Source organism: Pseudomonas pohangensis, from assembly GCF_900105995.1.
Lineage (GTDB): Bacteria > Pseudomonadota > Gammaproteobacteria > Pseudomonadales > Pseudomonadaceae > Aquipseudomonas > Aquipseudomonas pohangensis.
This window is the reverse complement of record NZ_LT629785.1, coordinates 873,403-887,893: the sequence shown is the minus strand read 5'-3', so window position 1 is coordinate 887,893 and position 14,491 is coordinate 873,403. Positions and strand designations below refer to the sequence as shown.

At 62.5% G+C, this 14,491-nt stretch carries 12 protein-coding genes; 5 read left to right on the top strand and 7 right to left on the bottom strand.

Features of this window, described 5'->3' with window-relative positions; genetic code table 11:
• Window positions 1–7: 7 nt before the first annotated feature.
• The gene (gene pyk / locus BLT89_RS04210) at window positions 8–1,459 is read left to right on the top strand and encodes a pyruvate kinase (protein WP_090193247.1); all 1,452 of its coding nucleotides are present in this window, start codon (window positions 8–10) and stop codon (window positions 1,457–1,459) included.
• 765 nt (window positions 1,460–2,224) lie between these two features.
• Here the strand turns inward: pyk and BLT89_RS04205 are convergent.
• On the bottom strand, window positions 2,225–2,998 hold the full coding sequence (locus BLT89_RS04205; protein WP_090193246.1) for an enoyl-CoA hydratase: 774 nt from the start codon (window positions 2,996–2,998) through the stop codon (window positions 2,225–2,227).
• A gap of 23 nt (window positions 2,999–3,021) precedes the next feature.
• Window positions 3,022–3,972, bottom strand: a complete 951-nt coding sequence (locus BLT89_RS04200; protein WP_090193245.1) for an iron-sulfur-binding ferredoxin reductase — start codon at window positions 3,970–3,972, stop codon at window positions 3,022–3,024.
• Window positions 3,973–4,270: 298 nt separating this feature from the next.
• On the opposite strand from BLT89_RS04200, the gene BLT89_RS04195 reads away from it, so the two are divergent.
• Together BLT89_RS04195 and BLT89_RS04190 are read left to right on the top strand one after the other, a co-directional pair.
• Window positions 4,271–5,794: a fumarate hydratase gene (locus BLT89_RS04195; protein ID WP_090193244.1), complete on the top strand. Its 1,524-nt coding sequence runs from the start codon at window positions 4,271–4,273 to the stop codon at window positions 5,792–5,794.
• A 130-nt stretch (window positions 5,795–5,924) separates the two neighbouring features.
• Entirely contained in the window at window positions 5,925–7,484 is a 1,560-nt protein-coding gene (locus BLT89_RS04190) for a WS/DGAT/MGAT family O-acyltransferase (protein WP_090193243.1), read from the top strand.
• Window positions 7,485–7,578: 94 nt separating this feature from the next.
• Here the strand turns inward: BLT89_RS04190 and rfaH are convergent, their stop codons facing one another.
• Together rfaH and BLT89_RS04180 are read right to left on the bottom strand one after the other, a co-directional pair.
• A complete protein-coding gene (gene rfaH, locus BLT89_RS04185; protein ID WP_090193242.1) occupies window positions 7,579–8,121 on the bottom strand; it encodes a transcription/translation regulatory transformer protein RfaH in 543 nt (180 codons plus the stop codon).
• A gap of 214 nt (window positions 8,122–8,335) precedes the next feature.
• Window positions 8,336–8,623 (bottom strand): PA4642 family protein, encoded by a 288-nt coding sequence (locus BLT89_RS04180; protein ID WP_090193241.1) that lies wholly within the window; start codon window positions 8,621–8,623, stop codon window positions 8,336–8,338.
• A gap of 142 nt (window positions 8,624–8,765) precedes the next feature.
• On the opposite strand from BLT89_RS04180, the gene dauA reads away from it, so the two are divergent.
• Entirely contained in the window at window positions 8,766–10,517 is a 1,752-nt protein-coding gene (dauA, locus tag BLT89_RS04175; RefSeq protein WP_090193240.1) for a C4-dicarboxylic acid transporter DauA, read from the top strand.
• 23 nt (window positions 10,518–10,540) lie between these two features.
• On the opposite strand, the gene BLT89_RS04170 is transcribed toward dauA, so the two are convergent.
• The 3 genes from BLT89_RS04170 to BLT89_RS04160 all read right to left on the bottom strand — a co-directional run bounded on the left by BLT89_RS04170 (window position 10,541) and on the right by BLT89_RS04160 (window position 13,205).
• Window positions 10,541–11,098, bottom strand: a complete 558-nt coding sequence (locus BLT89_RS04170) for a hypoxanthine-guanine phosphoribosyltransferase (protein WP_090193239.1) — start codon at window positions 11,096–11,098, stop codon at window positions 10,541–10,543.
• Between the two features lie 90 nt (window positions 11,099–11,188).
• Entirely contained in the window at window positions 11,189–12,214 is a 1,026-nt protein-coding gene (gene hemH, locus BLT89_RS04165) for a ferrochelatase (RefSeq protein ID WP_090193238.1), read from the bottom strand.
• Window positions 12,215–12,305: 91 nt separating this feature from the next.
• Window positions 12,306–13,205, bottom strand: coding sequence for a TIGR01777 family oxidoreductase (locus BLT89_RS04160; protein ID WP_090193237.1), 900 nt, complete (start codon window positions 13,203–13,205; stop codon window positions 12,306–12,308).
• Between the two features lie 141 nt (window positions 13,206–13,346).
• On the opposite strand from BLT89_RS04160, the gene BLT89_RS04155 reads away from it, so the two are divergent.
• Window positions 13,347–14,339, top strand: a complete 993-nt coding sequence (locus BLT89_RS04155; protein ID WP_090193236.1) for an NAD(P)/FAD-dependent oxidoreductase — start codon at window positions 13,347–13,349, stop codon at window positions 14,337–14,339.
• Window positions 14,340–14,491: the final 152 nt, after the last annotated feature.

Genomic DNA, 14,491 nt, shown 5'->3' with positions numbered 1-14,491 from the left:
CTTCTGCATGACCTTCCGTCGCACCAAGATAGTCGCCACTCTCGGCCCTGCCAGCAGTTCTCCCGAAGTGCTCGAGCAGCTGATTCTGGCCGGCATGGATGTTGCCCGCCTGAACTTCTCCCACGGCACGCCGGATGACCACAAGGCTCGCGCCAGACTGGTTCGTGAAATTGCCGCCAGACACGGTCGCTTCGTCGCCCTGCTCGGTGACCTGCAGGGGCCGAAGATCCGCATCGCGCGCTTTGCCAACAAGCGCATCGAACTGAAAGCCGGCGATAAATTCCGCTTCTCCATCAGCCACCCGCGCGAGGCCGGCAATCAGGAAGTGGTGTGCATCGATTACCCGGACCTGATCACCGACTGCAAGGCCGGCGACGAACTGCTGCTGGATGACGGCCGTGTGGAAATGCGCGTCGACTCGGTGGGCAAGGATGAGTTGTTGTGTACCGTGCTGATCGGCGGCCCGCTGTCCGATCACAAGGGCATCAATCGCCGTGGTGGCGGCCTGACCGCGCCGGCGCTGACCGACAAGGATCGTGCCGATATCAAGCACGCGGCTGACATGGATCTGGATTATCTGGCCGTGTCCTTCCCCCGCGATGCTGCCGACATGCAGGAAGCCCGGCGGCTGCGCGACGAAGCTGGCGGCAGTGCCTGGCTGATCGCCAAGATCGAACGCGCCGAAGCGGTGGCCGATGACGCTACTCTCGATGCACTGATCCAGGCCAGTGACGGGGTGATGGTCGCCCGTGGCGATCTGGCGGTGGAAATCGGTGATGCCGAACTGGTCGGTATCCAGAAGAAGATCATCGCCCACGCCCGCCGCCTGAACCGTGTGGTGATTACCGCCACGCAGATGATGGAGTCGATGATCAGCAGCCCGATGCCGACCCGCGCCGAAGTCTCCGATGTGGCCAACGCCGCGCTGGACTACACCGATGCGGTGATGCTCTCGGCCGAAAGTGCTGCCGGTGAATACCCGGTAGAAGCGGTGCAGGCGATGGCACGGGTGTGCCTGGGTGCGGAAAAACACCCGACCAGCCAGAACTCCAGCCACCGTCTGGGCCGGCGCTTCGAGCGCTGCGACGAAAGCATTGCGCTGGCGGCGATGTACACCGCCAATCACTTCCCCGGTGTGAAGGCGATTATCTGCCTGACCGAAAGCGGTTACACGCCGATGATCATGTCGCGCATCCGCTCATCCATGCCGATCTACGCCTTCTCTCCGCACCGTGCCACCCAGGCGCGGGTCGCGCTGTTTCGCGGGGTACAGACCGTGCCGTTCGACCCGGCCGCATTAGCGCCGGAAAAAGTCAGCCAGGCCGCGGTGGACGAACTGCTCAAACGTGGTGTGGTGCAAGCGGGAGACTGGGTGATCCTGACCAAGGGCGACAGCTACCACACCATCGGCGGCAGCAACACCATGAAGATCCTGCATGTGGGTGACCCGCTGGTCTGAGCCGACCATACGCTGCTGTGGGAGCCCCCGGCGCGATTTTAGCTGTGCATTTCGTGGCGGGTCGCCACTCCCACAACAACTGTCAGATAACCTGACCGTTGCCACACGCCGAGTGCGGCCCAGACGTCCTTGTCGGTGCGCGCACAAGCTGTGCTATCAGCTAATTGGCAAAGTACATCGAGTCGAAGTAATCGCTCAGGGACTGCAGAAACGCTGGCGAAAAAGCTGGGGTGAATGCTGCTCTGGGCTGGCGTACAGTGGCTTTTTTCATCGGTATTCTCCTGGTGTCGCGGAAAGGTGATTTACCGTGAGACCTGTAGCGATGCCTGTGCCAAGCATCGCGAGGACTCGCACTTTACCCAAAGCACGACTCATGCCAGATTTCTGCATTTACTGAAAAGAGTATTAATTTCAATAACCTGGCAAAACTGCGCCAGGCCTCACCTGGAATTTACCCGCTGCGCTCTGCCCTGCTGCAGTGCACGTGCACAGTGTTTGCCCACCTGGGTGGCAGATAACACCTCTATTGATCGTTCCCACGCTCCGCGTGGGAATGCAGCCCTCGACGCTCGTGCGTCAACCCCGCAAGCGTGTGCTAATACGCGAAAACGCGGGAACAATCTGTCTGGCCATATGCGCTGTTGTGGGAGCGTCGCCCCCGGCGCGAGTTGTTGATCTTGATGTTGCCAAATTAAAAGCTCGCGCCGAGGGCGACGCTCCCACCGAGCAAAAACAACAACATCAATTGATCGTTTCCAGGTTGCGTCAAAGAAACTTCGAGAAGTCCGGTTTGCGCTTTTGCATGAAGGCAGCAATCGCTTCCATGGCTTCCGGGTGCGACAGGCGTGCGCCGAACAGTTCGCCCTCCTCCTTGATCACCTGGCGTAACTCCTCACGACCCGGTGCGCGCATCAGGCGCTTGCTTACCTGCACCGCCGAAGGTGCCAGATCGAGCAAGCGCAAGGCGGTTTCACGGGCCTTGGCCAAAGTTGCAGCACCGTCGGCCAGCGCCTCGTTGGCGATGCCCCAGGCGACCGCCTGTTCACCGCTAAAGGATTCGCTGAGCAACAACAGGTCATTGGCTTTGGCCTGACCGATCAGACGCGGCAGGATCAGACTGGAGCCGTATTCCGGGCACAGGCCGAGCTTGACGAAAGGCATCTTGAATAGCGCATCCTGACTGACATAAACGAAATCGCAGTGCAGCAGCATGGTGGTGCCGATGCCCACCGCCGGGCCGGACACGGCGGCCACTACCGGCTTGCTGAACTCGAACAGCGCCTGCATGAATTCCAGCACTTCGCCACCCAGACCGGCCTTGGGCGCATTCATGAAATCCATCAGGTCATTGCCGCTGGTGAAGCAGCTCTCGCTGCCGGTAATCAGCACCGCCTGCACGCTGCGATCGGTAGTCGCCGCATTCAGTGCCTGCGCCATCTGGCTGTACATCTGCCGGGTCAGGGCATTCATCTTGTCCAGACGATTCATGCGCAGGGTCAGCAGACCCGGTTCACGTTCAACAATAATGTGTTCGCTCATGCAGACTCCGGTTAGCGGCTCTTTCAGGAGGCGCGGGACAAATAGGTATCGGCATACAGCTGCGATCGCGGCAGGCCGGCCAGATACAGACGCCGGGAAAAATGCTCCACGGCAGCAGGGGAACCACAGACTAAGGCGATGGTTTGCCGCGAGGCAAGCTGCAGATTGGCCAAAGCAGCAGCCAGCTCGGCCTGCACCGGCAACTCGACCTGCAGGTTGGGATGCGCTTCGGTCAGCGCTGCCAGTTCGCCAGCCAGATAATGGCTGGCGGGATCACGGGCCACATGCAGCAGGCGGATCGGCCCCTGATGCGCCTGCCGCAGCGCTTCGCGCAACAGCCCCCAGAGCGGCGCCAGACCGGTGCCGGCAGCCAGCAACAGCAAGGGTCGATCCTGCCAGTCAGGATCGTAATGCAGCCCACCCCCATGCAGCTCGCCAAGACCCAGCTGATCACCCTCAACCAGCTGCCGGACCTGACTACTGAACGCGCCCGGCCGACTGCAATCGATATGGAACTCCAGCCATTCATCCGTGCCGGGCAGGCTGGCCAGCGAATAGGGCCGCACTACGCCGCTGGCACCCCACAACAACAGGTGCTGGCCGGCGCTGTAGCGCAGCGGGCGCGCCGGCAACAGGCGCAGGCGCAGGATATCCGGGGCAGGCCAGTCCAGGCTGTGGATACGTGCGGCAATTCCGTCGCGTTGCGGATCGAATACTTCCAGCGCCAGATCACCGCGTATCCGGCTCTGGCAGGCCAGCCGCCAGCCCTCCGCACGCTGCGCTGGCGACAGCGCATCCGGCTTTGCATCCAGCAGCTCGCCCTGCGTACAACGCACCATGCAGGCATGGCAACTGCCGGCGCGGCAGCTATAGGGAATCGCCAGACCAGCAGCCAGCAGGGTATCGAGCAGATTGGCGTTGTCGGCGGCGTTGATCGACTTGCCGGCAATGAGCAGTTCGGACACGGGGGGCATTCCGTTGGGCGGGTGGGGCCAGACAGCAAAGCCCCACTCTAACCGCCGTTCCGGGAAAAACCCACCCGGCTACACGACCTATTACCGACTGTGTCTGACTTGACTGCCGCGTTATACTGAACAGCCATAGCTGATCCGGAATTGTGCGTTGCGCAGGCTGTGTAGGGTGGGCTTCAGCCCACCAAGGGTTCGTCCGCCAATCATGGTGGGCTGAAGCCCACCCTACGACCACCCGTAACGCCCGGCAGCGGCCACCAGTCAGCCTCTCTACACAAACCCCGCTTTAGGAGCCCAGCCCATGACCGTAATCAAGCAGGATGACCTGATCCAGAGCGTCGCCGACGCCTTGCAGTTCATCTCTTATTACCACCCCGTCGATTTCATCCAGGCCATGCACGCGGCTTACCTGAAGGAAGAGTCGCCGGCCGCTCGTGATGCCATGGCGCAGATCCTGATCAACTCGCGCATGTGCGCTACCGGCCACCGGCCGATCTGCCAGGACACCGGCATCGTCACCATCTTTATCCGCGTCGGCATGGATGTGCGCTGGGATGGCGCGACCATGAGCGTCGACGACATGATCAATGAAGGCGTACGCCGCGCCTACAACCTGCCGGACAACGTGCTGCGTGCCTCGATCCTGGCCGACCCGGCAGGTAGCAGGAAGAACACCAAGGACAACACCCCGGCCGTCATCCACTACTCCATCGTCCCCGGTGACAAGGTCGAAGTGGACGTTGCCGCCAAGGGCGGCGGCTCGGAAAACAAGTCGAAGATGGCCATGCTCAACCCGTCCGACTCGATCGTCGACTGGGTACTCAAGACCGTGCCAACCATGGGCGCCGGCTGGTGCCCGCCGGGCATGCTCGGCATCGGCATCGGCGGCACCGCCGAGAAAGCGGCGGTGATGGCCAAGGAAGTGCTGATGGACGCCATCGACATCCACGAACTGAAAACCCGCGGCCCGTCCAATCGCATCGAAGAGCTGCGTCTGGAGCTGTTCGACAAGGTCAACCAGCTGGGCATCGGTGCCCAGGGTCTGGGCGGCCTGACTACGGTGCTCGACGTGAAGATCATGGATTACCCGACCCACGCCGCCAGCCTGCCGGTGTGCATGATCCCCAACTGCGCCGCCACCCGCCACGCGCACTTCGTGCTCGACGGCTCGGGACCTGCCGAACTGGAAGCGCCGGATCTCGATGCCTACCCGGAAATCGTCTGGGAAGCCGGCCCGAGCGCACGTCGGGTCAATCTCGACACCCTCACCCCGGAAGACGTACAGAGCTGGAAGCCCGGCGAAACCGTGCTGCTCAACGGCAAGATGCTCACCGGCCGCGACGCCGCGCACAAGCGCATGGTCGACATGCTGAACAAGGGCGAGCAGCTGCCGGTCGACCTGAAAGGCCGCTTTATCTATTACGTCGGCCCGGTTGATCCGGTGCGCGAAGAAGTGGTTGGCCCGGCTGGTCCGACCACCGCCACGCGGATGGACAAGTTCACCCGGCAGATTCTGGAAAGCACCGGCCTGCTGGGCATGATCGGCAAGTCCGAGCGCGGCCCGATTGCCATCGAAGCGATCAAGGACAACAAGGCGGTGTACCTGATGGCGGTCGGTGGCGCGGCGTATCTGGTGTCCCAGGCGATCAAGAAATCCACCGTACTGGCCTTCCCCGAACTGGGCATGGAAGCCATCTACGAGTTCGAGGTGAAAGACATGCCGGTCACGGTGGCGGTCGACACCAAGGGCGAGTCGGTGCACATCACCGGGCCGGCACTGTGGCAGCAGAAGATCCACGACAGCCTGGCGGTGGAAATCAAGTAAGCAAGCCGGGGTGGAGAACGGCGCAGCCTTTTCCACCCCAGGCTGGCCAAGCGACAAAACGGTGGATACCCGCGCAGCGGGATTTCCACACTAAGCTCACTACACCAACGCAGCCCACAAGAGGCACACCATGCATCATTTAAGCGGTTTGGACGCAACCTTCCTGCATCTGGAAACTCCCGAAACGCCGATGCATGTCGGTGGACTGAGCATTCTCGAGTTGCCGCCGGAATACACCGGCAATTTCATGGATGACGTGCGCGCACATATCCAGAGCCGCATGCATCTGGCGCCGATCTTCCAGCGCAAGCTGGTCAACATGCCGTTCGACATGGCCAACCCGATCTGGGTAATGGACGAACACCTCGATCTGGAGCACCACATCCGTCACGTGATCGTACCGCCACCGGCCAGCCGCGCCACGGTCGATCGCCTGGTCGCACGCCTGCACTCCAGCCTGCTCGATCGCAGCCGCCCCCTGTGGGAGATGTATGTGCTCGACGGTTTGCCGGTACCGGACGATCTTCCCGATGGCACCCGCTATGTCGGGCTCTACTCGAAAATGCACCATGCCGCGCTGGACGGCATGGGCGGCCAGGTGCTGATGCAGGCAATCATGGATGTCACGCCGGTGCCGCGCAAAGTCAAGCCGGCACGTGCCGCCCGGCGTCTGCCGACCGACAACTTCGGCATCGCCGAACTGGCGGCCTCGGGTCTGGCGCACAATATCGGCCAGACCGTGAAGCTGGCGAAAAACTTGCCGGTGTTGCTGCGCAAGACCATGCAGGTACTGCGTCCGGCCAAGGACCAGAGCAGCAACGGCAGCGAGCGGATGAACTGGTTTGCACCGAAGACGCCGCTGAATGTGGCGATCACCAACCAGCGCAGCTTCGCCCGCTTCTCCATCCCGCTGGCCGAAAGCAAGCGCATCGCCTCGATCAACAAGGTCAGCCTGAACGACGTGGTCATGGCCATTTCCGCCGAAGGCCTGCGCCGTTATCTGGCCGAACTGGGTTGCCGGCCGAACCTGCCACTGCTGGCGGCGATACCGGTCAGCCTGCGTCCGGAAGGCAATACCGACCTGTCCAACCAGGTGTCGATGGCACGCATGAGCCTGGCCACCACGGTACGTGATCCGCTGGAGCGCCTGCAGGCCATTCACGCCTCGGCCGAAGGCGTAAAGGCCATCATCTCCGACGTGAAAACCATCTTGCCGACCGACTTCCCGTCGCTGGCTGCGCCTTGGCTGATGAGCGGCATAGTCGCGATCCTGGCCCGCTCGGGACTGACCAACTCGGTGCCGCCGATAGCCAACGTGGTGATCTCCAACGTACCGGGACCGAACATGACCCTGTACTTTGCCGGCGCCAAGCAGATCAGCACCTTCCCGGTGTCGATTCCCTACCACGGCATGGGCCTGAACATCACCCTGCAGAGCTACAACGGCTGGCTGGATTTCGGCCTGATCGCCTGTCGCCGGCTGATGCCGGACATCGCCGACCTGGGCAAGTACATGCAGGACGCCCACGCCGAATTGCTCAAGCGCAGCCTCGAGCTGGAAACCGGCGCCCCGGCAGCCCTTGAAAAGCCCGCAGCAGCCAAAGCACCTGCCGCCCCGCGCAGGAAAGCCCCGGCAAAAGCAGCAGCCAGCAAGCCCAGCCGAAGCCGCAAAACCGTCGCAGCCAAATAACCCGCATCGCGCATAAAGCCGCTCACCTCGCCAGCATATTGGCGAGGTGCGTGATGGCAATCTGGTTGATTCAAGGCTGATTGAATGGCCAGACTCAGTCTTTGCTCAGACTGCTCAGCGGCAGATGGATCTTCTGCTGGCGGTTGAGCATGTTCAGCAACAATACCGCACGTTGCAGGCCGTCCATGCTGTGGAAAATCGCTTCCAGCTCGGCAAACGGGCCTTCGGTGATGCGCACTTTCTCTCCGCTTTTCAGCACCGGTACCGCTGCTTGCCCGCTGACCTGCTGCGAGCGCAGACGCAATTGCTCGATCAGCCCGGCCGGAACCGGCAAGGGATAGCCGCTGAATACCACCAGACGGCTCACGCCACGGGTCGAGCGCAGCGGTGCCCAGTTGCTCTGCGCATCCAGCTGGATGAACAGATAGCCGGGAAACAATGACTCTTCGACCTTTTGAATGCGTCCGCCGCTGAGCTTTTCCCGTTGCAGCAGCGGTCGAAAACAGCTGTAGCCCTGACGCCGCAGATTCTCCTCGGCGCGGGCATCCTGCCTTGGCTTGCACTGCAGCAGGTACCAGGCCGTTGTCGGACCTTCGACAGAGTAGGGGTCACCGATGTCCGTATCCTGCTTGCGCATCGACTATCTCCAGCGACTTTCCGGCAGGCCCGATTCGTGCAATTTGCAGATCAAGCACCTGGACTCAAACAAGACTATCGTAGGAGCGGGCTTGCCCGCGATGTGGTGCCTGATGCCCTATCGCGGCCCATGCCGCTCCTGCAAAAGCTTTTGCAAGAGCATGTACATAACTACCACACGTGAACGTGAGATAGCCCGGAACAATCTGATCAAGTTAACCGCGCGCCGCGCGAATCACCTCTATGTAGGGTTCGGCCTGACGCTGGTCCTGAATCAGCTCGACGAAGTCCTTGCCGCCGGCATCACGGGCTTCCAGCGAATAACCGGCCTCGAGGAAAAAGCCGACAAAACGCTCGAAATCACCCACGCGCAAGCCACGATAGGCCTTGATCAGCTTGTGCAGGGCTGGCGGCGTGGCATCCGCCGGCTCCGCGCCGAGGTACACCTTGATCATGTCGTCGCTGATCTCTTCACCGATGATCTGCTTCTTGTCTTTACGCATTGCGATTTACCTTGGCGCATTCTCGAGGGCAGGCAGTTTAGCGCCGTGGCCGGCCAGGCTCAACGCAGGGTTCCGACTAATTGCCTAAGGCCCGGCAGCGGTCTGCTGGCGTACAATCGGGCCTGACCAACCGGGAGGTTTCATGCAATTGCCTGCATTGTTTGCTGCGCTTCAACAATCCCGAAGGGCTGGTTTCACCCTGCAAAAACTGCGCGGCGACCTGATCGCCGGGCTGACGGTCGGTATTATCGCCATTCCGCTGGCCATGGCGCTGGCGATTGCGGTGGGGGTCGCACCGCAACACGGCTTGTACACCATTCTGGTAGCCGCGCCGCTGATCGCCCTGACCGGCGGCTCACGCTTCAATGTTTCCGGCCCGACCGCCGCCTTTGTGGTGATCCTGTTGCCGATCACGCAGAAATTCGGGATTGGCGGCCTGTTGCTGTGTACCAGCATGGCCGGTCTGATCCTGCTGGCCATGGGCCTGTTGCGCGCCGGCAAGCTGATCGAATTCATCCCCTACCCGGTCACCCTGGGTTTTACCGCCGGCATCGGCATCGTCATCGCCACCCTGCAGATCAAGGACCTGCTGGGTCTGCAACTGGACCGCCCACCCCAGCATTATCTCGATCAGCTCCATCTATTACTGCAGGCACTGCCAGGCCTGCAGCCCGGCGACTTGCTGGTCGGCGTTGCCTGTCTGGCAATTCTGATTGTCTGGCCGCGCTGGGTGCCGAAAATTCCCGCCCACCTGATCGCGCTGGCCGCCGGCGCCTTGCTCGGCCTGTTGCTGGAACGCTTCAACCTGCCGGTGGCGACTCTCGGCGAACGTTTTTCCTATGTACTCGACGGCGTCAGCCATCCGGGCATTCCACCGTTTCTGCCGGACTTCGCCTGGCCCTGGCAACTGCCCGGGCCGGATGGCCAACCGCTTGAGCTGACCTTCCAGCTGGTCCGCCAGTTGCTCGCGCCGGCTTTTGCCATCGCCATGCTCGGCGCCATCGAGTCGCTGCTGTGTGCGGTAGTCGCCGATGGCATGACCGGCAGCAAACACGACCCGAATGGCGAACTGCTCGGGCAAGGTCTGGGCAATCTGGTTGCCCCGCTGTTCGGCGGCATCACCGCCACCGCGGCCATCGCCCGCAGCGCGGCGAATATCCGCGCCGGCGCCTTCTCGCCCATAGCCGCCATCACCCACGCCGGGGTGGTGCTGCTGGCCATCCTGCTGCTGGCGCCGCTGTTCAGTTACCTGCCGATGGCGGCCATGGCGGCACTGCTGCTGATGGTCGCCTGGAACATGAGCGAACCACCGCATGTGCTGCACACACTGCGCATCGCACCACGCAGCGATGTGCTGGTGCTGCTCACCTGCCTGCTGCTCACCGTGCTGTTCGACATGGTGCTGGCAGTGGGCGTCGGCCTGCTGCTGGCAGCCGGCCTGTTCATCAAGCGCATGAGTGACCTGACCGATACCGCGCCCTTGCCCAGACACTTCCATCAGGCGCTGGAAAACCTCCCGGAACAGGTGCTGGCCTACGCCATTCGCGGCCCGCTGTTCTTTGGTGCGGCGGAAAAAGCCCTCAGCGTGCTGCGCCGGCTGAATCCGGACGTACGGGTGGTGATCGTCGAAATGAGTGCCGTGCAGATGCTCGACATGACGGCTCTGGCCTCGCTGGAAAACCTGCTGCACGAGTACCAGCGCCAGAATATCGGCCTGATTCTGGTCGGCACCTCGGCCAACGTCCGGCTGAAGCTGCGGCACGCCGGCGTGCACCGCGAAGGCGGCCGGCTGGCCTACCGGCAAAATCTGCCGCAGGCACGGGTGAAGGCCCTGCAGTGGCTGGGGCTGCCTGCGGAACAGGCGCTCACCGAGGCACCAGACAACGGCGCCTGATCAGCCTGCGGGTTCCGCTGAGATTAAAGCCCTTTCACCGCAAAAATGCCCGGTGCATTGCGCCAGTAGCCCTTGTAATCCATGCCATAGCCGAAGATGAAGCGGTCGATGCACGGCAGGCCGATGAAGTCGGCTTGCAGGTCCGGGCGCGCCTTGCGCTGGTGGTCCTTGTCGATCAGCACGGCGGTATACACCTTGCTGGCGCCGGCATGCCGGCAGAAATCGATGATGGCGCCCAGGGTGTGCCCTTCATCGAGGATGTCGTCGATGATCAGTACATCGCGGTCGATAAAGGAAATTTCCGGCTTGGCCTTCCAGAACAGGTCGCCGCCGCTGGTTTCATTGCGGTAGCGGCTGGCATGCAGGTAGGACAGTTCCAACGGGAAATCCAGTTTGGGCAGCAGCTTGCCGGTAAAGATCAGGCCGCCGTTCATCACGCAGAACACCACCGGATTGCTCTCGGCCAGCTGGCTGTTGATGGCAGCGGCAATCTTGTCGATAGCCGCCTCGATCTGCGCTTCGGTGTACAGGCAATCGGCTTCAGCCATCACCTGGCGGATTTGGGCGAGATCGGCGGACATGGCTTGGCTCCAGCGTTTTTAAATTGAGGTGCGCAACCTTACTGATCGGCGCCACGCCGGACAAGTAGCGCACACGCAAAGAATGCGCGATCAGAGCGCTTGCGGCACCCGCGCACAGATCTTCGCCAGCGCGTCCACCCACTGCGGATGGGTATTCACACAGGGCACCAGCTGCAGGTCCTCGCCACCGGCGGCAATGAACTGTTCACGGCCACGAATGCCGATTTCCTCCAGCGTCTCGATGCAGTCGGCGACAAACGCCGGGCACATCACCAGCAGCTTCTTCACCCCCTGCCCCGCCAGCTCGTTCAGTCGTGCCTCGGTATAGGGTTCGATCCACTTGGCGCGGCCCAGCCGCGACTGGAAGGATACCGACCACTGATCGGGGCGCAGACCGGCACGGGCTGCAAAGGCATTGCTGACGCTGTAGCACTGGGCGCGGTAGCAGCTGTCGAGCACCTTGCCCGCAGCGCGCTGACAGCAGTCGGCCGACTTCAGGCAATGCTGGCCGGTCGGGTCGGTCTTGTGCAGATGGCGCTCCGGCAGGCCGTGATAACTCAGCAGCAGATGGTCGAAACCCTGCTGCAGATAAGGCCGGGCGCTTTCGGCCAGCGCATCGAGATACTCGGGCTGGTCATAAAAAGGCTGCAACACAGATAGTTTGATCGGCAGCTTGTGCTGCGCAATCACCCGCTGCGCCTCGACCAGCGCAGTGGTGGTGGTGCTGTCGGCAAACTGCGGATACAGCGGCGCCAAGGTGACGCTGGTAATACCCTGACCCGCCAGCTGGCGCAGGCTGGTTTCGATCGACGGCTCGCCATAACGCATGGCCAGCTCCACCGGCCCCCGGGTCCACAGCGGACGGATGGCCTCGGTCAGTTGCCGGCTGATTGCCACCAGCGGCGAACCCTCAGGCCACCAGATCGACTGGTAGGCATGGGCCGACTGGGCCGGACGCTTGATCAGGATCAGCGAGACCAGCAGCCGCCGCACAAACCACGGCAGGTCGATGACATAGGGATCCATCAGAAACTGGTTGAGGTAACTGCGCACATCCGCCACCGAGGTGCTGGCCGGGGAACCCAGATTGGCCAGCAGAAGAGCTTGTTGAGTCATGCGCAGTCCTTGTTGAAACAGTAAAAAAGGTTCAGTCGGGTACTCCCCTCAGCCCTGCGGTGAGAGAGCGTTGAACATGCCCGGGCCAAATTCATCTGCATAGCAGGTCGCCCAGGGCGTCCTCCAGTGTATTGAATCGAAAGGCGAAATTCGCTTCCAGCAGGCGCACCGGATGGCAACACTGACCACCCAGCAACAACCCCGACAACTCGCCCATGCCCAGCTTCAACGCCACGCCCGGCACCCGCATGAATGCAGGCCGATGCAGGGCTTTGGCCAATGCGCGGGTGAAGGCTGCATTGCGCACCGGTTGCATGGCGCAGGCATTATACGGCCCGCTGGCCGCCTCCTGGCGCAGCAGAAAGTCGATCAGTGCCACCTGATCCTGCAGATGAATCCACGGCATCCATTGTTTGCCACTACCTATCGGCCCGCCCAGACCGAGCCTGAACGGCAGCAGCAGGCGCTTGAGAAAGCCGCCATCGGCAGTCAGCACCAGCCCGGTACGCACCAGCACCACGCGGATACCCAGCGCTTCGGCCATCAACGCCGAGTTTTCCCAGGCCTGGCATAGCTGACTGGCAAAGTCGCTGGTGACCGGCGCCTGCTGTTCATCCAGCTCGCGCTCACCGCCATCGCCATACCAGCCCACGGCCGAGCCGGATACCAGGACCTGCGGTTTATGCTCGCGGGTCGCCAGCCAGGCCACCAGTTGCTCGGTGAGGGTGATCCGACTGTCCCACAGCAGCTGCCTGCGCCGGGCGGTCCAGGGACGATCGGCGATCGGCGCACCGGCCAGATTGACCACCGCATCCAGCGCACCTTCGCCATACTCCTGTAACTGGCCGATGCCACGCACCTTCGCGCCACACAGCGAAGCCACCCGCTCGGGGCTGCGGCTCCAGACCGTTAGCTGATGCCCCTGCTGCAGCCAGTAGCTGCATAGCGCACGACCGATCAGGCCGGTGCCACCGGTAATCAGGATCTGCATGGTCATTTCCTCAGGGTCGGTTATCGGGCTTGTCGCAGGCTAGTGGCAAAGCGGATCGGCTTGACTAAATCATGTACAGATTAAATACTTTGTACAATTTTAGTCAAATAACTTTCACTCACCTCGCCAACAGGAATCGCCATGCAAGCGCACATTGCCATCATCGGCGCCGGAATTTCCGGCCTGGCTGCCGCCCGTACGCTGCATGAGGCCGGGCATGCCATGCAATTGTTCGACAAGAGCCGCGGCAGTGGCGGACGCCTGTCCAGCAAGCGTAGCCCGTTCGGCGAGCTTGACCTCGGCGGGCAGTACTTCACCGCCCGTGATCCGGACTTCTGCCGGGCGGTGACGGACTGGCAAAAACAGGGCTGGATCGCACCCTGGTCGCCACAGCTGTACCAGTTCCGCCAGGGCCGGCTGCAAGTGTCGGCCGATGAGCAGACGCGCTGGGTCGGCACGCCGCGCATGAGCGCCCTGACTCGCGGCCTGCTCGGCGAATTGCCGGTGCGCTTCGCCACACGTATCTGTGAAGTCTTTCGCGGCGACCAGCACTGGCAACTGCTGGATGCCGATGGCCAGCTGCATGGCCCGTTCAGCCATGTGCTGGTGGCCACCCCGGCCGCCCAGGCCAGCCCGCTGCTGGCCGCCGCTCCCGAACTGGCAGCACAGGCGGCGGCTACCGCCATGCAACCGGTGTGGGCCGTGGCTCTGGGCTTCCAGCAAGCCCTGCCCACCCCCATGCAGGCCTGCTTTGTTCAGGACAACCCGCTGGCCTGGATCGCGCGCAACGCGAGCAAGCCGCAACGAGGCGGCGCCATCGACAGCTGGGTACTGCACGCCAGCAGCGAGTGGACCCGTCAGCATCTGGACCTGTCCCCTGACAGCGCAATCGAACAACTGTCGGCAGCCTTCGGCAGCGTGCTCGGCACTACCCTGCCCGCTGCCGATTTCAGCCTGGCGCAGCGCTGGCTGTATGCCCGGCCGGCAGCAGACAGCGGTTTCGGCACCCTCGCCGATGCACAACGGGGCCTGTTCGCCTGTGGCGACTGGTGCCAGGCCGGACGCGTGGAAGGCGCCTGGCTCAGCGGACGCATGGCCGCCGGGAACATCCTGCAGAGCATCAGCGCCGCCTAGGCGCTCACTCGCAACCCTGGCCGGGTGGAGGAAGTTGCCCGGCGCGCAGCCGAACAAGCCTGGCAGCGCTGCTTACCGGCAAGAGGAAATGACCTGTATGGCTGTTCAGCATTGCGCTGGCAGGCGTGATTGCAGGGCTACCAGGCAGTTTT